This window comes from Pseudomonas moraviensis (genome assembly GCF_900105805.1).
Classification (GTDB): domain Bacteria; phylum Pseudomonadota; class Gammaproteobacteria; order Pseudomonadales; family Pseudomonadaceae; genus Aquipseudomonas; species Aquipseudomonas moraviensis_A.
This window is the reverse complement of the sequence record NZ_LT629788.1, coordinates 4,328,278-4,349,775: the sequence shown is the minus strand read 5'-3', so window position 1 is coordinate 4,349,775 and position 21,498 is coordinate 4,328,278. Positions and strand designations below refer to the sequence as shown.

At 61.1% G+C, this 21,498-nt stretch carries 20 protein-coding genes; 12 read left to right on the top strand and 8 right to left on the bottom strand.

Going from position 1 to position 21,498, the window contains the following annotated elements; genetic code table 11:
- Positions 1–51 precede the first annotated feature (51 nt).
- Complete coding sequence (locus BLU71_RS19500) at positions 52–786, bottom strand: ComF family protein (protein ID WP_083353707.1); 735 nt, start codon at positions 784–786, stop codon at positions 52–54.
- A gap of 91 nt (positions 787–877) precedes the next feature.
- On the opposite strand from BLU71_RS19500, the gene bioB reads away from it, so the two are divergent.
- The 10 genes from bioB to BLU71_RS19450 all read left to right on the top strand — a co-directional run bounded on the left by bioB (position 878) and on the right by BLU71_RS19450 (position 13,305).
- Entirely contained in the window at positions 878–1,933 is a 1,056-nt protein-coding gene (gene bioB / locus BLU71_RS19495) for a biotin synthase BioB (protein ID WP_042606670.1), read from the top strand.
- A 144-nt stretch (positions 1,934–2,077) separates the two neighbouring features.
- Entirely contained in the window at positions 2,078–3,256 is a 1,179-nt protein-coding gene (bioF, locus tag BLU71_RS19490; protein WP_083353706.1) for an 8-amino-7-oxononanoate synthase, read from the top strand.
- Positions 3,249–3,980, top strand: coding sequence for an alpha/beta fold hydrolase (locus BLU71_RS19485; RefSeq protein WP_083353705.1), 732 nt, complete (start codon positions 3,249–3,251; stop codon positions 3,978–3,980). Before bioF ends, BLU71_RS19485 begins: the two co-directional genes overlap by 8 nt.
- On the top strand, positions 3,973–4,782 hold the full coding sequence (bioC, locus tag BLU71_RS19480; protein WP_064365356.1) for a malonyl-ACP O-methyltransferase BioC: 810 nt from the start codon (positions 3,973–3,975) through the stop codon (positions 4,780–4,782). The genes BLU71_RS19485 and bioC overlap by 8 nt, the downstream gene beginning before the upstream one ends.
- On the top strand, positions 4,779–5,459 hold the full coding sequence (gene bioD / locus BLU71_RS19475) for a dethiobiotin synthase (RefSeq protein WP_083353704.1): 681 nt from the start codon (positions 4,779–4,781) through the stop codon (positions 5,457–5,459). Before bioC ends, bioD begins: the two co-directional genes overlap by 4 nt.
- Before the next feature lie 108 nt (positions 5,460–5,567).
- Positions 5,568–5,864 carry a hypothetical protein gene (locus BLU71_RS19470; RefSeq protein WP_042606675.1) on the top strand — a complete coding sequence of 99 codons (297 nt, stop codon included), beginning with the start codon at positions 5,568–5,570 and terminating at the stop codon, positions 5,862–5,864.
- A gap of 275 nt (positions 5,865–6,139) precedes the next feature.
- Complete coding sequence (locus BLU71_RS19465; protein WP_042606676.1) at positions 6,140–7,945, top strand: phenylacyl-CoA dehydrogenase; 1,806 nt, start codon at positions 6,140–6,142, stop codon at positions 7,943–7,945.
- A 190-nt stretch (positions 7,946–8,135) separates the two neighbouring features.
- Positions 8,136–9,425 carry a GGDEF domain-containing protein gene (locus BLU71_RS19460; protein ID WP_041476719.1) on the top strand — a complete coding sequence of 430 codons (1,290 nt, stop codon included), beginning with the start codon at positions 8,136–8,138 and terminating at the stop codon, positions 9,423–9,425.
- Positions 9,426–9,515: 90 nt separating this feature from the next.
- Positions 9,516–11,312 (top strand): acyl-CoA dehydrogenase C-terminal domain-containing protein, encoded by a 1,797-nt coding sequence (locus BLU71_RS19455; RefSeq protein WP_083353703.1) that lies wholly within the window; start codon positions 9,516–9,518, stop codon positions 11,310–11,312.
- A 214-nt stretch (positions 11,313–11,526) separates the two neighbouring features.
- Positions 11,527–13,305 carry an acyl-CoA dehydrogenase C-terminal domain-containing protein gene (locus BLU71_RS19450; protein WP_083353702.1) on the top strand — a complete coding sequence of 593 codons (1,779 nt, stop codon included), beginning with the start codon at positions 11,527–11,529 and terminating at the stop codon, positions 13,303–13,305.
- 229 nt (positions 13,306–13,534) lie between these two features.
- Here the strand turns inward: BLU71_RS19450 and BLU71_RS19445 are convergent, their stop codons facing one another.
- Positions 13,535–14,449 carry a LysR family transcriptional regulator gene (locus BLU71_RS19445; RefSeq protein WP_065616543.1) on the bottom strand — a complete coding sequence of 305 codons (915 nt, stop codon included), beginning with the start codon at positions 14,447–14,449 and terminating at the stop codon, positions 13,535–13,537.
- Positions 14,450–14,619: 170 nt separating this feature from the next.
- On the opposite strand from BLU71_RS19445, the gene BLU71_RS19440 reads away from it, so the two are divergent.
- Both BLU71_RS19440 and BLU71_RS19435 read left to right on the top strand, forming a co-directional pair.
- A complete protein-coding gene (locus BLU71_RS19440) occupies positions 14,620–15,846 on the top strand; it encodes an aspartate aminotransferase family protein (RefSeq protein ID WP_083353701.1) in 1,227 nt (408 codons plus the stop codon).
- A 191-nt stretch (positions 15,847–16,037) separates the two neighbouring features.
- Positions 16,038–16,196 carry a YqaE/Pmp3 family membrane protein gene (locus BLU71_RS19435; RefSeq protein ID WP_003228885.1) on the top strand — a complete coding sequence of 53 codons (159 nt, stop codon included), beginning with the start codon at positions 16,038–16,040 and terminating at the stop codon, positions 16,194–16,196.
- 116 nt (positions 16,197–16,312) lie between these two features.
- Here the strand turns inward: BLU71_RS19435 and BLU71_RS19430 are convergent, their stop codons facing one another.
- The 6 genes from BLU71_RS19430 to pqqA form a co-directional block, all read right to left on the bottom strand.
- Complete coding sequence (locus BLU71_RS19430; protein WP_083353700.1) at positions 16,313–18,112, bottom strand: S9 family peptidase; 1,800 nt, start codon at positions 18,110–18,112, stop codon at positions 16,313–16,315.
- Complete coding sequence (pqqE, locus tag BLU71_RS19425; RefSeq protein WP_173867412.1) at positions 18,078–19,217, bottom strand: pyrroloquinoline quinone biosynthesis protein PqqE; 1,140 nt, start codon at positions 19,215–19,217, stop codon at positions 18,078–18,080. Before pqqE ends, BLU71_RS19430 begins: the two co-directional genes overlap by 35 nt.
- Complete coding sequence (gene pqqD, locus BLU71_RS19420; protein ID WP_064365279.1) at positions 19,210–19,485, bottom strand: pyrroloquinoline quinone biosynthesis peptide chaperone PqqD; 276 nt, start codon at positions 19,483–19,485, stop codon at positions 19,210–19,212. Before pqqD ends, pqqE begins: the two co-directional genes overlap by 8 nt.
- On the bottom strand, positions 19,482–20,234 hold the full coding sequence (gene pqqC / locus BLU71_RS19415) for a pyrroloquinoline-quinone synthase PqqC (RefSeq protein ID WP_065616546.1): 753 nt from the start codon (positions 20,232–20,234) through the stop codon (positions 19,482–19,484). The genes pqqD and pqqC overlap by 4 nt, the downstream gene beginning before the upstream one ends.
- 142 nt (positions 20,235–20,376) lie before the next feature.
- Positions 20,377–21,288: a pyrroloquinoline quinone biosynthesis protein PqqB gene (pqqB, locus tag BLU71_RS19410; RefSeq protein WP_065616547.1), complete on the bottom strand. Its 912-nt coding sequence runs from the start codon at positions 21,286–21,288 to the stop codon at positions 20,377–20,379.
- Positions 21,289–21,369: 81 nt separating this feature from the next.
- Complete coding sequence (gene pqqA, locus BLU71_RS19405; RefSeq protein WP_003444522.1) at positions 21,370–21,444, bottom strand: pyrroloquinoline quinone precursor peptide PqqA; 75 nt, start codon at positions 21,442–21,444, stop codon at positions 21,370–21,372.
- Positions 21,445–21,498: the final 54 nt, after the last annotated feature.

Below are 21,498 nucleotides of genomic sequence, written 5' to 3'. Positions count from 1 at the left end.
TTCGACCGCTATCGCGAGCAGGCTCACTCCTACAGAAGGATGGTGTTGGGCTCAGGTTCCAGGCTTCGGCGTACGGGCCAGGCAGTACACATCGACCCGCGCCGCACCTGCATTCATCAACATCCGCGCCAGCGCCTGAGCGGTGGCACCGGTGGTCAGGACATCGTCAACCAGCGCGAAATGGCGGCCGCTTACCTGCGCCTCAGGCGCCAGCGCGAAGGCATTACGCAGATTGCGTTTACGCGCCTTGGCGTCGAGATCCTGCTGGGCATCGGTGTCGATGACTCGCCGCAGCACCTGTTCTTCGCACGGCAGGTCCAGCGAAACACTCAACCAGCGCGCGAGCATCGCCGCTTGATTGAAGCCCCGTTGACGCAGCCGTTTATTCGCCAGCGGCACCGGCAGCAGCACATCAGGCCTGAGCAAATCCTCGTCGAAACGATGTTGCAGGTATTGGCCGAGAACGTCGGCGAGCAGGTGGCCAAACGGCCATTTCGCGTTGTGTTTAAAGCGCGTGATCAGGCTGTCCACCGGGAAGCCATAAACCCACGGCACGGCGACTTGTTCGAACGCCGGCGGCTCTAGCACGCAATCACCGCAGGTCAGGCCATCTCCAGCCAATGGCAAAGCGCAGCTCTGGCACTGGCTGCCGAGCCAGGGCAGCTCGGTTTCGCAAGCCTCGCACATTGGCATTTGTGCTTCTACGGGCTCATCGCACAGCAAACAGGTCTGTACGTTTTTTAAACAGATGTAAACCTGTCCTTGGTATTGCGGTTGACAGCGCATCGCTCTTCCTTAAATATGCCGAACATCCGTGTAGCGCCTGTGGGTATTCGGTTTTCCCCGGCGCCAGCCAAGCATAACCAAGGAATTGCCCATGAGCGCGAGCACTGCCGCCACCCTGCGTCACGATTGGTCTCTGGCCGAAGTCAAAGCACTCTTCGTACAGCCATTCAACGACTTGCTGTTCCAGGCGCAAACGGTGCACCGCGCACATTTCAACGCCAACCGTGTGCAGGTCTCGACACTGCTGTCGATCAAGACCGGCGCCTGCCCGGAGGACTGCAAGTACTGCCCGCAGTCCGGGCACTACAACACCGGTCTGGAAAAAGAAAAACTGATGGAAGTGCAGAAGGTCCTCGAAGAGGCGGCCCGGGCCAAAGCCATTGGTTCGACGCGGTTCTGCATGGGCGCAGCGTGGAAACATCCATCGGCCAAAGACATGCCGTATGTGTTGAAGATGGTTGAAGGCGTGAAGGCCCTCGGCCTGGAAACCTGCATGACCCTCGGGCGCCTCGATCAGGAGCAGACCGAAGCGCTGGCCAAAGCCGGCCTCGATTACTACAACCACAACCTCGACACCTCGCCGGAGTTCTACGGCAGCATCATCACCACCCGCACTTACAGCGAGCGCCTGCAAACGCTGGCCTACGTGCGCGAGTCGGGGATGAAAATCTGCTCCGGCGGCATTCTCGGCATGGGCGAATCGCTGGACGATCGCGCCAATCTGCTGATCCAGTTGGCCAACCTGCCCGAGCACCCGGAGTCGGTGCCGATCAACATGCTGGTTAAAGTCGCCGGCACGCCGCTGGAAAATGCCGAAGACATCGACCCGTTCGATTTCATCCGCATGCTAGCCGTCGCGCGCATTCTCATGCCGCAATCCCACGTGCGCCTGTCGGCCGGTCGCGAGGCAATGAACGAGCAGATGCAGGCCCTGGCCTTTTTTGCCGGCGCCAACTCGATTTTCTACGGCGACAAACTGCTTACCACCGCCAATCCGCAGGCGGACAAGGACATGCAGTTGTTCGCACGCCTCGGTATCCAGCCGGAAGCTCGCGAAGAGCATTCCGATGAGGTTCACCAGGCGGCGATCGAGCAGGCGCTGGTGGAGCAGAAGAGTAGCGAGCAGTTCTATAACGCCGCCGTCTGACTGCTGTTGAAATGCAAAACCTGTAGGAGTGAGCCTGCTCGCGATGACGGTGTTTCAGTCGACATCAATGCTGAATGTTCGACCGCTATCGCGAGCAGGCTCACCCCTACAAGGATCTGTGTCATTTGAAAAATCGAGGCCTGCATGTCTTTCGATCTCGCCGCACGCCTTGCTGCCCGCCGGGCCGAAAACCTCTACCGCCAGCGCCCGCTGCTCGAGTCTCCGCAAGGCCCGCACGTGGTGGTCGATGGCCAGTCGCTGCTCGCGTTCTGCAACAACGACTATCTGGGCCTGGCCAATCATCCGCAGGTAATCGAAGCCTGGCGCGCCGGCGCTGAGCGTTGGGGCGTCGGCGGTGGTGCGTCGCATCTGGTCATCGGCCACAGCAGCCCGCATCACGCGCTGGAGGAAGCACTCGCCGATCTGACTGGCCGGCCGCGTGCACTGCTGTTCACCACCGGTTACATGGCCAACCTCGGCGCAGTCACTGCGCTCGTCGGGCAGGGCGATACGGTGCTCGAAGACCGGCTCAATCACGCTTCATTGCTGGACGCGGGCCTGTTGTCCGGCGCGCGTTTCAATCGCTACCTGCACAACGACGCCGAAAGCCTGGCCAAGCGCCTGAAGAAAGCCACTGGCAACACTTTGGTGATCACCGACGGCGTGTTCAGCATGGACGGTGACATCGCCGACCTGCCGGCGCTGGCCCGCGAGGCCAAGGCCAAAGGCGCGTGGCTGATGGTTGATGACGCCCATGGCTTCGGCCCGTTGGGCGCCAACGGTGGTGGCATCGTCGAGCATTTCGGCTTGAGCCAGGACGATGTGCCGGTGCTGGTCGGCACCCTCGGCAAAGCTTTCGGCACCGCTGGGGCATTTGTCGCCGGCAGCGAAGAATTGATCGAAAGCCTGATCCAGTTCGCCCGCCCGTACATCTACACCACCAGCCAACCACCGGCGCTGGCCTGCGCGACGCTGAAAAGTCTGGAGCTGTTGCGCAGTGAACACTGGCGCCGTGAACACCTGCGGACCTTGATCCGCCAGTTCCGCCACGGCGCCGAGCAGATCGGGTTGGAGCTGATGGACAGCTTCACGCCGATCCAGCCGATCATGATCGGCGATGCCGGACGCGCGGTGCTGTTGTCGCAGATGCTGCGCGAGCGCGGGCTGATGGTCACGGCGATCCGCCCGCCGACCGTGCCGGCCGGCAGTGCGCGACTGCGGGTGACGCTGACCGCCGCCCACAGTGAGGCGCAGGTGCAACGCTTGCTGGAAGGACTGGCGGATTGTTTTGCCCGATTGTCGTTGGAGCCAAGCCATGCGTAATCGCCTGATTCTGCTGCCCGGCTGGGGCCTCGGCGTATCACCACTGGAGCCGCTGGCCGCAGCGTTGCGTGGCCTCGACGAACATTTGCAGGTCGAAATCGAGCCGCTGCCGGAGCTGGATTCCGCCAACGTTGAAGACTGGCTCGACGAACTCGATGCAAGCATTGCTCAGGAAGTCTGGCTCGGTGGCTGGTCGCTGGGCGGCATGCTCGCCTCTGAGTTGGCGGCACGCCGCGGCGAGGCGTGCTGCGGTGTGCTGACGCTAGCGAGCAACCCTGCGTTTGTCGCCCATGAACAGTGGCCGAACGCGATGCCCGCCGAGACTTTCGATGCCTTTCTTGCCGGTTGCCAAGCCGACCCGCGTACCACCCTCAAGCGTTTCGCTTTGTTGTGTACGCAAGCCTCAACTGACCCCCGTGGCTTGTCGCGCTTGCTGCTGGGTGGCGCGCCGGCCACCGCGCCGACCGCGCTGATGGCGGGGCTGGAACTGCTCGCGCAACTGGACACGCGTCAGGCGCTGCAGGCATTTCGCGGGCCGCAGTTTCATCTGTTCGGCGGGCAGGATGCTCTGGTCCCGGCAGAAGCGGCGGGCGCGTTGTTTGCGCTGCTGCCGGATATCGAAATTGGCCTGATCGAACAGGCCAGCCATGCTTTTCTGCTGGAGGACCCGCATGGAGTCGCGGGCGCGATCCAGGCGTTTCTACATGAGTGCGCTGATGACTGACCTATCTCTTGTCCTGCCTGGTGGTTTGCCTGACAAGCGCCAGGTGGCGGCGTCTTTTTCTCGTGCAGCGGCCAGTTACGACAGCGTCGCCGAATTGCAGCGCGATGTCGGCACGCAGCTGCTCGAGCGCTTGCCGGCAGGTTTCGTGCCCTCGCGGTGGCTCGATCTCGGTTGCGGGACTGGCTATTTCACCCGAGCGCTGGCCTCGCGTTTTACCCGCAGCAGCGGGGTCGCGCTGGACATTGCCGAGGGCATGCTCAATCACGCACGGCCGTTGGGTGGCGCTGAGCATTTCATTGCGGGCGATGCCGAGCGGCTGCCGTTGCAGGATGCGAGTTTAGAGCTGATTTTCTCCAGCCTCGCGGTGCAGTGGTGCGCCGACTTCGAAGCGGTGCTCGGTGAAGCCTTCCGTGCGCTGAAACCGGGTGGAATCTTTGCGTTTGCTAGTCTGTGTACAGGGACGCTGTCGGAGCTGCGTGAGAGTTGGCAGCAGGTCGACGGGCTGGTGCACGTCAACCGCTTCCGCGAATTCGCCCGCTATGAACAGTTATGTGCTGCCAGTGGCATGCGCATCGTGGCTCTGGAGAATCGGCCGCACGTGTTGCATTACCCGGATGTGCGCAGCCTGACTCACGAGCTGAAAGCGCTTGGCGCGCACAATCTGAATCCCGGCCGGCCAGGCGGTTTGACCGGGCGGGCGCGAATTCTCGGGCTGATCGAAGCGTATGAGCGGTTCCGTCAGTCGTCAGGGCTGCCGGCAACCTATCAGGTGGTCTACGCCGTGTTGGAGAAACCTCTATGAGCGCAGCCTATTTCATCACCGGAACCGACACCGATGTCGGCAAGACCACGGTCGCTGCCGGATTGCTCCACGCGGCGCGATCGGCAGGATTGAGCACAGCGGCGGGCAAACCGGTGGCTTCCGGGTGCGACGTCACGCCCAAAGGCTTGCGCAACGCTGATGCGTTGGCGCTGTTGGCCGAATGTTCGTTGCCACTGACTTATCAACAGGTCAACCCGGTGGCGTTCGAGCCAGCGATCGCGCCGCATCTGGCAGCGCGCGAAGCAGGTGTGGCGCTGACGGTGCAATCGCTGCTGGTGCCGATGCGCGGGATTCTGGCGATGAACGCCGATTTCACCCTGATCGAAGGTGCGGGTGGCTGGCGGGTGCCGTTGGCCGATCAGGACAATATTTCGGATCTGGCGATTGCACTGAAGCTGCCGGTGATTCTGGTGGTGGGCGTGAGGCTGGGCTGCATCAGTCACGCGTTGCTGACCGCCGAGGCGATCGCTCGCGATGGCCTGCAATTGGCGGGGTGGGTGGCGAACATCATCGATCCGAAAACTTCGCGGCTGGAGGAAAACCTTGCGACCCTGGCCGAGCGCATCCCCGCGCCGTGCCTGGGCCGCGTGCCGAAACTCAAGGCGTTGAGTGCCGAAGCGGTGGCCGAGCATTTGCAACTGGATTTGCTCGACTAAGTTTTTGCCTATGAACAGGCACTGTGCCATTAGTGTTTTTGACGGGTGTTTTGCTGGCGCGTCTGCTTCAATGGCGACCATTGATCCTTTGCAGGGACGGGCACGACTATGGAAATCTCCGGTAACACGGCTTTTTATGCAGGGCTGAGCTCGATTCAGTCGGGGCAGAACCGCGTCGATCAGGCCGCCAGCCAGATCGCCAACACTACCATCGAACGTTCGGTGACCAGCCAGTCGTCCGAAGTGCAGGTCAATCGCCTGCGCGGAGTGGATCGCGCACAGGAGTCGGATCTGACCAGCAATATCGTCGAGCTGTCGCAGGGCAAGACTCAGGCTGAGCTGGGTGTGAAGGTGGCCAAGGCGTCCGACGAAGTGCTGGGGACGATCATTGATACCTTCGCCTGACTGAATCTGCTGTAAACCTCGAAACGCCGCGCCCTGTCGCGGCGTTTTTCGTTTAAGTCCTTCTTGCTCAACTAATCTTTTCTTCAACGCCTGTGGCTTATTTCAAGTCGCGGCGATTTTGCGTTTCCGGCGTTTGGAAAAGCTGATGACGAACGGCAAAAGATCCACGCTTGACAAGATTTCGGCGTAAACGTATGTTTCAAACAACTGTTTGACCGTCACAACAACTCAACACGGTCGTTCATTCCCGGTTACATCAGCAGAGGTTTATCGCTATGCCTGACTACAAGGCCCCCTTGCGTGATATTCGCTTCGTTCGTGACGAGCTGCTCGGCTACGAAGCGCACTATCAGAGCCTGCCAGCGTGCGCAGACGCCACGCCGGACATGGTTGACGCCATCCTCGAGGAAGGCGCCAAGTTTTGTGAGCAGGTACTGGCACCGCTGAACCGCGTGGGCGATCTGGAAGGCTGCACCTGGAGCGAGTCCGGCGTGAAAACCCCGACTGGCTTCAAAGAAGCGTACAAGCAATTCGTCGAAGGCGGCTGGCCGAGCCTGGCGCACGACGTTGAGCATGGCGGTCAGGGCCTGCCGGAGTCGCTGGGCCTGGCGGTCAGCGAAATGGTTGGCGAAGCCAACTGGTCGTGGGGCATGTACCCGGGCCTGTCGCACGGTGCGATGAACACCATCTCCGAGCACGGCACCCCTGAACAGCAGGAAGCCTATCTGACCAAACTGGTGTCCGGCGAATGGACCGGCACCATGTGCCTGACCGAACCGCACTGCGGCACCGACCTGGGCATGCTGCGCACCAAGGCCGAGCCTCAGGCCGACGGTTCCTACAAAGTCTCCGGCACCAAGATCTTCATCTCGGCCGGTGAGCACGACATGGCCGACAACATCGTCCACATCGTTCTGGCGCGCCTGCCGGATGCACCGGCTGGCACCAAAGGCATCTCGCTGTTCATCGTGCCGAAATTCCTGCCGAACGCCGATGGCACCATCGGCGCGCGCAACGCAGTGAGCTGCGGTTCGCTGGAACACAAGATGGGTATCCACGGCAACGCTACCTGCGTGATGAACTTCGACGGCGCCACCGGTTACCTGATCGGCCCGGCGAACAAAGGCCTGAACTGCATGTTCACCTTTATGAACACCGCTCGTCTGGGCACTGCGTTGCAAGGCTTGGCCCACGCCGAAATCGGCTTCCAGGGCGGTCTGAAATACGCTCGCGATCGCCTGCAAATGCGCTCGCTGACTGGCCCGAAAGCGCCGGACAAAGCGGCTGACCCGATCATCGTTCACCCAGACGTGCGCCGCATGCTGTTGACCATGAAGGCGTTCGCCGAGGGTAACCGCGCGATGGTTTACTTCACCGCCAAACAGGTCGACATCGTCAAGTATGGCGTCGATGAAGAAGAGAAGAAGAAGGCCGACGCACTGCTGGCGTTCATGACCCCGATCGCCAAAGCGTTCATGACCGAAGTCGGCTTCGAAGCCGCTAACCACGGCGTGCAGATCTACGGCGGCCACGGCTTCATCGCCGAGTGGGGCATGGAGCAGAACGTTCGCGACAGCCGCATTTCGATGCTGTACGAAGGCACCACCGGTATCCAGGCCCTCGACCTGCTCGGCCGTAAAGTGCTGATGACTCAAGGCGAGGCTTTGAAAGGCTTCACCAAGATCGTCCACAAGTTCTGCCAGACCAACGAAGGCAACGAAGCCGTTCAGGAATTCGTCGCGCCGCTGGCTGCACTGAACAAGGAATGGGGCGAGCTGACCATGAAGGTCGGTATGGCCGCCATGAAAGATCGCGAAGAAGTCGGCGCGGCCTCCGTGGACTACCTGATGTACTCCGGTTATGCCTGCCTGGCCTACTTCTGGGCGGACATGGCGCGCCTGGCTGCGGAAAAACTGGCTGCCGGCACTACAGACGAGGCGTTCTACACCGCCAAGCTGCAAACCGCGCGTTTCTACTTCCAGCGCATCCTGCCGCGTACCCGTACGCACGTGGCCACTATGCTGTCGGGCGCTGGCAATCTGATGGACATGAAGGAAGAAGACTTCGCACTGGGCTACTAAGCCCTACCGCAGTCTGCCAAAACCGCTGTTCCCGCTAGGGGGCAGCGGTTTTTTTGTTTGCGGATCGCTCAGATAGTCGAGCTTCCGGCCGTTACAGAGACCGTGTGTGATCTGGATCACATTGTATGGGCTTGGCCGCACTTTGCAGGCACAATGCCATCTCTTTGCTATGACGGGTCGGAGCTTACCCTTGCCGCGTTCTTCCGCTGTACGTTTCAGCCATTTCCTGCCATCACTGCTGTTATTGCTCGCGGGGCTGGCGGCTGCGTACGTCAAAGACCTCAGCGTGTTCTTCACGTCCCTGTTCAACGTCTTGCCGACCCTGGTTCTTCTGCTTGGCGGGGCGTATTGCGCGGTGTACCGGCGTCAGCGCGAACTGTTCCTGATGCTGACGGTGTACATCGCCTACTTCCTGCTCGACACCCAGACCGATTTTTACCGCGACAACGGCAAGGTGCGCGAAGACGCTGCGGTGGTGTTCCATCTGGTCTGCCTGCTCTTGCCGTTGTTGTTCGGGCTGTTCGCGGCGTGGCAGGAACGTACCCATCTGTTTCAGGACATGGTCGCGCGGTTCGCTGTGCTGCTGGCATTTGGCAGCGTGGCGCTGGGCCTGGAACAAAGTTACCCACAGGCGCTGCTGCTGTGGCTGTCGGAGATCCGCTGGCCGGCGCTGCACGGCGCATGGATGAGCCTGATCCAGTTGTCCTACCCGGTGTTCATCTCGGCCTTCCTGTTGCTGGCCTGGCAATACTGGCGCAACCCGCGTCCCTTGCACGCGGCGCAACTGGTCGGCTTGCTCGGGGTATTCTGGATGCTGCCGAAGACGTTCATTCTGCCGTTCACCCTCAACATCATGTGCAGCCAGGTAATGCTGATGATCGCGGCCGCGGTTGCGCATGAGGCCTATCAAATGGCCTTCCGCGACGAACTCACCGGTCTGCCGGGTCGACGCGCGCTCAACGAACGTATGCAACGCCTCGGGCGTAATTATGTGCTGGCGATGAGCGACGTCGATCATTTCAAGAAATTCAACGACACCCACGGCCACGATGTCGGCGATCAGGTCCTGCGGCTGGTCGCCAGTAAGCTGTCGAAAATCAGCGGTGGCGGTAGGGCGTATCGCTATGGCGGTGAGGAATTTGCCCTGGTGTTCGCAGGCAAAACCCTTGAGGAATGCATGCCGCACCTGGAAGTGATCCGTGAATCGATCGCCTCTTACAGCATTCAGCTGCGCAACCAGGAAAACCGCCCGCAGGACGACCAGCAAGGTCGCCAGCGGCGCAGTGGTTCCGGGGCCTCGGCCGTGTCGGTGACGGTAAGCATCGGCGTCGCCGAACGCGTGGAGCAGCGTACTCCGGAAGAAGTGCTCAAGTCCGCCGACCAGGCGTTGTACAGCGCCAAGGGCGCCGGGCGTAACTGCGTCATGGCATTCGGGCAGAACCGTCGTGGCGCGGTGCGCATGGACACCGCTGCGGGTTGAGTGATGACGGCGCATTCAGCGCCCGCACAGTGATTGTCGGGTGGGATGGCCGGCAGTAGGTTGGTGAAATCTGCTGACGGAGAAGCCACCATGCCCGAGTACAAAGCCCCCCTGCGCGACATGCGCTTTCTGATCGATCACGTCTTCGACTTCCACACCAGCTACGCCAGTCTCGGCGCGCATGACGCCAGCCCGGACATGATCAGCGCGATCCTCGAAGAAGGCGCGAAGTTCTGCGAGAACGTGCTGGCCCCGCTCAATCGCAGCGGCGACGAAGAGGGCTGCCATTTCGACAATGGCGTGGTGACAACGCCTACAGGCTTCAAGCAGGCCTTCGCACACTATGTCGAGGGCGGCTGGCACGGGTTGGCGGCCGATCCAGCTTACGGCGGCCAAGGTCTGCCGAGTTCGCTGGGGCTGGTGATCAGCGAGATGGTCGGCTCCAGTAACACGTCGTGGGGCATGTACCCGGGCCTGACTCACGGCGCGATGTCGGCGATCCACGCCCACGGCACCGCCGAGCAGAAAGACACCTACCTGAGCAAACTCACCGCTGGCCAGTGGACTGGCACCATGTGCCTGACCGAAGCCCACTGCGGCACCGATCTGGGCATCATCAAGACCCGTGCGGTGCCTCGGGCTGACGGCAGCTTCGCGATCACCGGCAGCAAGATTTTCATCTCCGCTGGCGAGCATGACCTGAGCGACAACATCATCCATCTGGTATTGGCCAAGCTGCCGGACGCACCCGCCGGGACCAAAGGCATTTCCCTGTTTATCGTGCCCAAGTTCCTCCCCGATGCAGCTGGCGAAGCGGGGGAGCGCAATGGCGTTTCCTGCGGCTCGATCGAGCACAAGATGGGCATCAAGGCCTCGGCCACCTGCGTGCTGAATTTCGATGCCGCCACGGGTTACTTGATCGGCGAGCCGAACAAGGGCCTCAACTGCATGTTCACCATGATGAACCACGCGCGGCTTGGCACCGGCATGCAGGGCCTGTGTCTGGGCGAAGCGAGTTTTCAGGGCGCGATCAAATACGCCAACGACCGCCTGCAAATGCGCGCGCTGACCGGCGCCAAAGCTTCAGATAAACCTGCCGACCCGATCATCGTCCACCCGGACGTGCGGCGCATGTTGCTGACCATGAAAGCCTTCAACGAAGGCAATCGGGCGCTGACCTACTTCACCGCTCAGCTGCTCGATGCCGCGCACCTGAGCAGCGACGTCCAGGCACGTCAGGAGGCCGAAGACTTGTTGGCGTTCCTCACGCCGATCTGCAAAGCGTTCATGACCGACACCGGGCTGGAAGTGACCAACCACGGCATGCAGGTGTTTGGCGGCCACGGTTTCATTCGTGAGTGGGGCATGGAGCAACTGGTACGCGATTGCCGGATCGCGCCGATCTACGAAGGCACCAACGGCATTCAGGCGCTCGACCTGCTCGGGCGCAAAGTGCTGGGCAGCCAGGGCAAGTTGCTGCGCGGCTTCACCAAAATCGTCCACAAGTTCTGCGCAGCGAACGCCGACCATGCGCAGTTGGGCAGCTTCGTCGCGCAACTCAACGGGCTCAATCAACAGTGGGGCGATCTGACCATGAAGGTCGGCATGGCCGCCATGAAAAACCCGGATGAAGTCGGCGCCGCGTCCGTGGATTACCTGATGTACAGCGGCTACATCATCCTTGGCTACCTGTGGCTGCGCATGGCGCTGGTCGCGCAGGCACAGCTGGACGCAGGCGAGGGGGAGTCTGATTTCCTCAAGGGCAAACTGGCGACGTGCGAGTTTTACTTCAAGCGCCTGTTGCCGCGTACGGCTGCGCATCAGACGGCGATCGAGGCGGGAAGTGATTGCTTGATGACTTTGCCAGCGGAGTCGTTTGCGCTTTAGGTAAAAGCAAAAGATCGCAACCCGCTGCAGTTCCTACAGGGGATCGCGTTTTATCTGTAGGACCCGCTAAAGGCTGCGATCTTTTTTATGGTGACTAAAAATAACAAATCAGTCACCGGTTGACCCTATGTGTCGCAAAAGTTGTTGGGTTACACTCCGGATCAACGAAAACATCATTCCACGAACCACCTGTTTAGATCTTGCGAGGTTTGCCATGGCTGACTACAAAGCGCCGCTGCGCGATATGCGCTTCGTCCTCAATGAAGTGTTCGAAGTCGCCAAACTCTGGGCCGAGCTGCCGGCGCTGGCCGAGACCGTCGACGCCGAAACCGTTGAAGCGATTCTCGAAGAGGCCGGCAAGGTCACCAGCAAAAGCATCGCGCCACTGAGCCGTGCCGCTGACGAGGAAGGTTGCCATTGGGCGGATGGTGCCGTCACCACGCCGGCCGGTTTCCCACAGGCTTATCAGACATATGCTGAGGGCGGTTGGGTCGGCGTTGGCGGTGATCCGGCCTACGGTGGCATGGGCATGCCCAAAGCCGTGTCGGCGCAGGTCGAAGAGATGGTCAACTCCGCCAGCCTGGCGTTCGGTCTGTACCCGATGCTGACCGCCGGCGCCTGCCTGTCGATCAATGCCCACGCCAGCGAAGAACTGAAAGCCGCGTACCTGCCGAACATGTACGCCGGGATCTGGGCTGGTTCCATGTGCCTGACCGAGCCGCACGCCGGCACCGACCTGGGGATCATTCGCACCAAGGCCGAACCTCAGGCCGACGGTTCCTACAAGGTCAGCGGCACCAAGATCTTCATCACCGGTGGCGAACACGACCTCACCGAAAACATCATCCACCTGGTGCTGGCGAAACTGCCGGACGCCCCGGCGGGTCCGAAAGGCATTTCGCTGTTTCTGGTGCCGAAGTTCCTGGTCAATGCCGACGGCAGCCTCGGCGCGCGCAATCCGGCGAACTGCGGTTCGATCGAACACAAGATGGGCATCCAGGCCTCGGCGACCTGCGTGATGAACTTCGACGAAGCCGTCGGCTATCTGGTCGGCGAGCCGAACAAAGGCCTGGCGGCGATGTTCACCATGATGAACTACGAGCGTCTGGGCGTAGGCATCCAGGGTCTGGCCACGGGCGAGCGCTCCTATCAGAACGCGGTTGAATACGCGCGCGATCGTCTGCAGAGCCGTTCGCCGACCGGCGCGCAGAACAAGGACAAAGTCGCTGATCCGATCATCGTCCACCCGGACGTGCGGCGCATGCTGCTGACCATGAAAGCCTCGAACGAAGGCGGCCGTGCGTTTTCCACTTACGTGGCGATGCAACTGGACACCGCCAAGTTCAGCGAAGACGCGACCACCCGCAAGCGCGCGGAAGATCTGGTGGCGTTGCTGACGCCGGTGGCAAAAGCCTTCCTGACCGACCTGGGTCTGGAAACCACCGTTCACGGCCAGCAGATCTTCGGTGGCCACGGTTACATCCGCGAGTGGGGCCAGGAGCAACTGGTGCGTGACGTGCGCATCACCCAGATCTACGAAGGCACCAACGGCATTCAGGCGCTGGATCTGGTCGGGCGCAAGATCGTCGGCAGCGGCGGCGCGTTCTACCAGCTGTTCGCTGATGAGATCCGTCATTTCACCGCAACCGCCAGCGCCGATCTCGGCGAGTTCACCAAGCCACTGAACGATGCCGTCGACACCCTCGACGAGCTGACCGCGTGGCTGCTCGACCGGGCGAAAAACAATCCGAACGAAATCGGCGCGGCCTCGGTCGAATATTTGCAAGCGTTCGGCTACACCGCTTACGCCTACATGTGGGCGTTGATGGCCAAAGCCTCGCTGGGCAAGGAAGCGCAGGACGATTTCTATGCGAGCAAGCTGGGCACCGCACGCTTCTATTTCGCCCGCCTTCTGCCGCGTATTCACTCGCTGAGCGCGTCGGTCAAAGCCGGTAGCGAGTCGCTTTTCCTGCTCGATGCTGCACAGTTCTGATCCCGCGCGCGTCATGTAAGCATTTGCTTACATGACGTGCTGCTGTTCTCCCATATGCGTACATTGGATCCACGGCTAATCTACATTTCATGGACGTCGCGCAGGAAGCGCAAAGTAAACAACACGGACACGTAGGATTCTGCCAGGGTGGCGGAGTGAAATGGATGTCAGGGAAACAGTCTGCAAAGCCCCGCTTCGGCGGGGTTTTCTTTTGCCTGAAGAAAAGTTCTCAGCCCAGCGGATCCAGCGGCCGTTGCACTTCGCGGTCGATGACCTCTTCAAGCAATGTCCGCAAAAGGGCCAACGAAGCCTGCTGGCGTTGAACATCGCGACACACCAGGCCGACTTTCAGGGGCACGCGTGGTTCGCTTAGCGGTTTCCACAGCAAATCTTCATCGTCGTATTCCTTCTGCGAGCGTCCTGGCAACACCGTTGCCAGTTTGGTGTGCGGCAGGCTGTCGAGAATACCCAGCATATTGTTCAGCTCCGCCTGCACCTGCGGACGGCGTCCAAGGCTGGTCAGTTGTGCCTGCCAGATCTGCCGGATCTGGAATTCTTCGCCGAGCAGCAGCATCGGCAGTTCAGCAGCCTGGCGCATCGAGACTTTCTTGAAATCACGCAAGGGATGATCCGCCGGGATGACCAGCGTCAGTTCGTCCTCGTACAGCAACATGCCGTGCAGCCCGGGTTGGCGCGGCGGCAGATAACTGATGCCGATGTCCAGCGAACCATTGAGCAGGCGCCGTTCGATCTCCAGCCCGGTCAGCTCATAGATCTGTACCACCAGATGCGGCTGCGCCTTGCGCACACGCTCGAGCATTTGCGGCACGAGGCTGGTGTGCACCGTTTGCAGCACACCGATCGCCAGGGTCCGCAATGCCTGCCCCTTGAAATTGCCCAACGCCTCGCGCGCCCGCTGCAAGCCATCGAGCAGCGGTAACGCGTGGTTGTACAACGTGTGAGCGGCCAGGGTCGGCAGCAAGCGTTTGCTGCTGCGTTCGAACAGCGTTACGTCGAGGTTCTGCTCGAGCTGACGAATCTGCTGCGACAGTGCCGGCTGCGAGATCGACAGCCGTTCGGCCGCACGGCCGACATGACCCTCTTCGTAGACCGCGACGAAATAACGCAGTTGTTTGAAATCCATAAGTAATGCTTATTGAAATAGCTGGGAAATCGAAATGGCCCGCAGACGCGGGTGCGCCTAGTCTAACCGCAATCCCAAGGCTTTCAGGGCCGAAAATACGCGATGAATGACCTGCGCTTCGCCAGTGTTTACATAGGCAGTTCAAAATACCTCCAGCGAGGTATGTGCGGATGAATCTGTTCAATTTGCGGCGCCACACGCCAGATCTTGATGACCTTGCATTCGAGGCGCAGTCCTCAGCAATGACCGATCGTCTACATGCCGCTCGTCTGATGTCCAGTGTTGAACGGCCGCCCCAAGTCTTCGTTCGAGGCCAGGGTTCCTGGCTGTGGGACAACAACGATCGCGCCTATCTCGACTTTTCCCAGGCCGGCGGCGCCAACAGCCTGGGCCACAGCCCTACCGCGCTGGTCAAAGCCATTGCCAATCAGGCGCAGGCGCTGATCAATCCGGGTTTCAAGCTGCACAATCGCGGCATGCTCAGCCTCGCCGAGCGCCTGTGTGCCAGCACCCACAGCGATCAGGCTTATCTGCTCAACAGCGGCAGCGAAGCCTGTGAGGCGGCGCTCAGACTGGCACTCAAGTGGGGCCAACTGCATCGCGGGGGCGCTTCGCGGATCATCATGGCGCAGCAGGGCTGCCATGGTCGCAGTCTGGCGACGAATGATCAGGTGCCATTCAACGACTTGCCGGCCCTGCACGCGGCGGTCGACGCGCAGACCGTCGCGATCATGCTTGAACCGATCCAGAGCGACGCCGGGGTTATTCCCGCGACCGAGCATTACCTCAAAGGCGTCGAGCGACTGTGTCGCGAGTTGGGCATTCTGCTGATTCTCGACGAAGTACAGACCGGTATCGGCCGCTGCGGCGCCTTGCTCGCCGAACAGTCCTACGGCATTCGCGCCGATATCGTCGTGCTCGGCAAAGGCCTTGGCGGCGGCTTGCCACTGGCAGCGTTGCTGGCGCGGGGCAAAGCCTGCTGTTTCGCCGTCGGCGAACTGGGCGGCACCCATCACGGCAACGCCTTGATGACCGCAGCCGGCCTGGTGGTACTCGACAGCGTGCACGACCGCAGCTTCCTCCAGCAGGTCAACGACAACGGCCAGCATCTGCGCGAAGGCCTTGCGCGATTGGCGCACCGCTATGGGCATGGCGAACTGCGCGGCCAGGGCCTGTTCTATGGGCTGACGTTATCGGCAGAATGCGCCGATGCCGTTGTTCACGCTGCGCTGCACGAAGGCCTGATACTCAACGCCGTGCAACCCGACTGCCTGCGTTTCACCCCGGCCCTCACAGTCAGCAAAGCCAACATCGACGAAATGCTTTTGCGCCTGGGCCGCGCTTTCTCGCGAGTACGCACCGCTCAATTGCAGTGCCGTAAGGGCATTGCCGTCTGAGCTGAACTGCCCCACCGATTACCCGAACCGTCTCGCGGTATAACGCACGCCCCACGCCTGATTCTTTTGGCGTGGGGCGTTTTTTTGTGGTGCTGGCGATCAAATAGCAAGCGTAATGAACCCTGACGAACGGCGCAGGTCGATTAGCTTGTATGGCTCAAGTGAGCCAACCCCCATTCAGGAGCTGCCCCATGGATTTCATTCGTATCATCATCGCTATTCTGTTGCCGCCACTGGGCGTGTTTCTGCAGGTCGGATTTGGCGGGGCATTCTGGCTGAACATTCTGCTGACGCTGTGCGGCTACATTCCGGGAATCGTGCATGCGGTGTATATCATCGCCAAGCGTTGAGTCCGTTAGCGTCTATCAGATAGCTTTCGCGAGCAGGCTCGCTCCCACACTGGATCTGTGGTGTACACAAGTCCTCTGTGGGAGCGAGCATGCTCGCGAAAGGCGCGACACGGTTTTCAGTAAACCAGCCCCATCACCCGCCGATAAAACGTCCACTCCTGCTCCAATGCGTGCGCCTGATTGACGGCGCGGCGAAAGCCGTGGCGCTCTTCGGGGTAGTAATGCGCTTCCACCGCAATGCCGTTGTGCTCCAGCGCCGCGACCATATCGCGGGTCTGTTGCGGTACGACCACCGCGTCCAGTTCTCCCTGAAAGAAAATCACCGGCACGCGGATGTTCTCTGCGTGCAGTAGTGGCGTGCGGGCGGCGTAGCGGTCGGCATCGCGTTCGGGATCGCCGATCAGCCAGTCCAGATAATCGCCTTCGAACTTGTGTGTTGCCCGGGCCAAAGCGACCGGATCGCTGACGCCATAGAGGCTGGCGCCTGCGCGGAAGACCTGTCTGAACGCCAGTGCGCACAGTGTCGTGTACCCGCCCGCACTGCCGCCGCGTATGAACGCGCGGTCGCCATCGATCAAGCCCTGTCCGGCAAGGTAATCGACCACCGCGCAGGCGTCCTCGACATCCACCTCGCCCCAGCGCAGATGCAGTGCTTGCCGATACTCGCGACCATAGCCGCTGCTGCCGCGATAGTTGAGGTCGGCGACCGCGAAACCACGCTGCGTCCAATACTGGATGCGCGGGTCGAGCATCGGATAGCACGCCGACGTCGGGCCGCCGTGGATAAACACCACCAGCGGCGGTTTCGCTTCACCGCTCATGGCCGGGTAGAAGAAACCGTGCGCCTCACCCGAGCCGCTGGGATAACGCAAGGTCTGCGGACGGCTGATGCGTTCGGCGGGCAACGGGGCCACGCCGCCGGCCAATACCTTTACTGCATGAGAGACGCGATCAATGGCGATCACTGCCGACGGGCTGACCGGTGATGCGGCGATGCAATAGACGAACTGTTGATCCATCGCCAAATGGCGGAAGCGGCTGTAGCCGGCGCTGAAATCTTCATCGCCAAAGGCCAGGCGACCGAAACCATCCACGCTCCAAGTGGCTAGAAATTGATCACCGACGGGCAGCCATGTGCAGCCGCCAAGCTGCCAAGGCGCGGGCGCGTGATCGGCCGCGGAGCTGGCCAGCGCCTGCAAGCCATCAGACGTTTCGATCCACGGCTGCCAGTAGCCGCTACGATCCGTCAGGCAACAGAGCCGCCCACCGGCGTCGAAGCGCGGCTGCTGGATCGACTCCTCCATCTGCTCACCGGCAACACAGCGAGGCGCAGAAAAATCGCCTTCAGCAACCATCAAACGGGTCGAAGTCCATGGTTGATGCGGTCGGCTCCACTCGATCCACGCCAGTCGCTGACCATCCGCGCTCAACGTTGGCGCCGCGTAGAAATCCGCTCCCTCCGCCAGCACTTGTCGCATTCCGGTCGCCAGCTCAATCGCCACCAGCCGATGCCGATCCTGCTGCTCTTCAACAGCCAACACCCGGCCACCGGCAAATTGCAGATCACCGTAGCGGCAGTCAGTGGACGTCAGCGCGACCGGCTGGCCACCCAGTGCCTGTCGGTACAACTGCTGATCCGCTTCATTGACGAAAACCACGCCGTCAGGCGTCAGACAAAACGCGCCACCGCCATATTCGTACACGCGGCTGCGCACGCTGAAGCCATCCGGCGTCAGACATTTCGCCAAGCCATCGCGCCAATGCCAGATTCGGCATGCGGCATCCTCTGGGCGATATTCATTCCAGAACAGGCCGTGGACGCCGAGCTGCAGCTCCGCGAAGTCGGTTCCGGCGGCAACAGCTTGGGCGGCGCTGAAAGGCTCAGCCCTTGGCGATGAGGCGTGAGTTTCGTTCATTGCGAAAGGCCAATTGTTCGATGGTTTGAGTGGCGGTCTCGGCTTCTTCGCGGGCCTTGAGAATCACGCCGTGATGTTCGGACTTGCTGCACACCGGGTCGGCATTGCTGGCATCGCCGGTAAGCATGAACGCTTGGCAGCGGCAGCCGCCGAAGTCTTTTTCTTTCTCGTCGCAAGAGCGGCAGGGCTCGGGCATCCAGTCGTAACCGCGAAAGCGGTTGAAGCCGAACGAGTCATACCAGATGTGCTGCATGCTGTGGTCGCGCACGTTGGGAAACTGCACGGGCATCTGGCGGGCGCCATGGCAGGGCAGGGCCGTGCCGTCTGGAGTGACGGTCAGAAAGATGCTGCCCCAGCCGTTCATGCAGGCTTTCGGGCGTTCTTCGTAGTAGTCGGGAGTCACGAAAATCAGCTTGCACGGATGCCCTTCGGCTTCCAGTTTGGCCCGGTATTCGTTGGTGATGCGCTCGGCGCGCACAAGCTGTTCCTGGGTCGGCAACAGGCCGACGCGGTTGAGCTGCGCCCAGCCGTAGAACTGGCAGGTGGCGAGTTCGACGAAGTCCGCCTCCAGCGCAATGCACAGCTCGATGATGCGGTCGATCTTGTCGATGTTGTGCCGGTGGGTAACGAAGTTCAGCACCATCGGGTAGCCGTGGGCCTTCACCGCACGAGCCATTTCCAGCTTCTGCGCAAAGGCTTTTTTCGAGCCGGCGAGCAGGTTGTTCACTTGCTCGTCACTGGCCTGGAAGCTGATCTGGATGTGATCGAGCCCGGCCTTCTTGAAGTCGCTGATTTTCTGCTCGGTCAGGCCAATGCCGGAGGTGATCAGGTTGGTGTAGAAACCCAACTGCCGGGCTTCACCGATCAGTTCGGCCAAGTCCTGACGCACCAACGGTTCGCCGCCGGAAAAGCCTAACTGCGCCGCGCCCATTTCCCGCGCTTCGCGGAACACCTTGATCCACTGTTCGGTGGTCAGCTCTTTGCCCTGCTCGGCGAAATCCAGTGGGTTGGAGCAGTACGGGCATTGCAGCGGGCAGCGGTAGGTCAGCTCGGCGAGCAACCACAGCGGCAGGCCGATTTCAGGTTTTGCCGGCAGATCAGTCAAGGGTGAGCCAGTGTTGCTCACGGGCAACCTCCATGAATTGTTCGACGTCGTCACCGAGTTCGGGGACGCCGGGGAACTGCTCGTCGAGTCTGGCAATGATCGCCGCGACATCGCGTTCGCCATCAATCAAGCCGCCGATCAGCGCGGCCGTCTCGTTGAGCTTGATCATGCCTTCCGGGTACAGCAACACATGGCCTGTTTGCGCCGGCTCGTACTGAAAGCGGTAGCCTGGGCGCCAGTTCGGCACTTTGCTGCGATCAAAACTCATAAGGTGATTCCTTTATGCCAGACCCGTTGCTCGGTCACGCTGTGATAGGGCGGACGGTTCAATTCGTAGGCCATGCTCATGGCATCGAGCATGCTCCAAAGAATGTCCAGTTTGAACTGGAGAATTTCCAGCATGCGCTCCTGGCCTTCGCGCGTCTTGTAGTGCTCAAGGGTGATCGCCAGACCGTGCTCGACATCGCGCCGCGCCTGACCGAGGCGGGTGCGGAAATATTCATAACCGGCCGGGTCGATCCACGGGTAATGCTGCGGCCAGCTGTCGAGGCGTGACTGGTGGATCTGTGGCGCGAACAGTTCGGTCAGCGAGCTGCTGGCGGCCTCCTGCCAACTGGCGCGACGGGCGAAGTTGACGTAGGCATCGACGGCGAAACGCACACCGGGCAGCACCAGTTCCTGGGAGCGCAATTGATCCGGGTCGAGGCCGACAGCCTGGCCGAGGCGCAGCCAGGCTTCGATGCCGCCGTCTTCGCCGGGCGCGCCGTCGTGGTCGAGCAGGCGCTGAATCCACTCGCGACGAATATCGCGGTCCGGGCAGTTGGCGAGGATCGCCGCGTCTTTCAGGGGAATGTTCACCTGATAGTAGAAGCGGTTGGCGACCCAGCCCTGAATCTGCTCGCGGGTGGCGCGGCCTTCGTACATCGCCACGTGGTACGGGTGGTAAATGTGGTAGTAGGCGCCTTTGGCGCGCAGGGCCGCTTCGAATTCGGCCGGGGACATTGGCGTGTCAGTCATGTTTGTTCTCCGGGGAACAACCCTAGAAATCTTTTCTGTTTGCACTGGCCTCTTCGCGAGCAGGCTCGCTCCCACAGGTTGATCGCATTCCAAATGTGGGAGCGAGCCTGCTCGCGAAGGGCCGCGCATCGGTATCTACGGCTTACAACACAATACTCATGCCATCAAACGCCACTTCAACATTACGCCGCGCCAGTTCCGCGCGTTCCGGCGAATCTTCGTCAAGAATCGGGTTGGTATTGTTGATGTGGATAAGCACCTTGCGCTGCTCGGGCAACTGCTCCAGCACTTCGAGCATGCCGCCGGGGCCATTCTGCGCCAGGTGGCCCATCTCGCGACCGGTGCGGGTGCCAACGCCACGACGCTGCATTTCATCGTCGTCCCACAGCGTGCCGTCGACCAGCAGGCAATCACTGCCCGCCATGATTTCCAGCAACGGCGCATCGACCTTGCCCAGCCCTGGCGCGTAGAACAGCTTGCCGCCGGTGTTGAGGTCTTCAACGATCAGACCGATGTTGTCGCCCGGATGCGGATCGAAACGATGCGGCGAATACGGCGGTGCGGCGCTGCGCAACGGCAGCGGAGTGAAACGCAGGTTCGGGCAGGCCGCTACGGTGAAGCTCTGGTCGAGTTCGATGCGGTTCCAGTCCAGCCCGCCGTTCCAATGGGTGAGCATCTTGAACAGGGGAAAACCGGTGCTGAGATCTTCGTGAACCATGTCCGTGCACCAGACCTGATGCGGGCAGCCTTCGCGCAGGCTGAGCAGGCCGGTGGTGTGGTCGATCTGGCTGTCCATCAGGATGATCGCACTGATGCCGGTGTCGCGCAGGGCCCGACCTGGCTGCATCGGGGCGAAGCTTTGCAGTTGCGCGCGGATGTCCGGCGAGGCATTGCACAGCACCCAGTTCACGCCGTCATCGGAAATGGCGATGGACGATTGGGTACGCGCCTTGGCATTCAGGCTGCCGTCGCGAAAGCCTGCGCAGTTGACGCAGTTGCAGTTCCACTGCGGAAAACCGCCACCGGCGGCCGAACCCAGAATCTGGACGAACATGAACGCTCCATCATTTCAACGCGGAAAATAAAACGCCCCGGCGAGCCGAGGCGTTGCACTGCAATCCTGCGTAGGCAGAACTCAGCGGCTGGCGAAGTACATGGTGACTTCGAAGCCGATACGCAGGTCGGTGTAAGCAGGTTTGGTCCAGGCCATGAGGTGTCTCCTTCTGTGGGTTGGGATAGCGCTATCCATAGGTATAGTCCACGG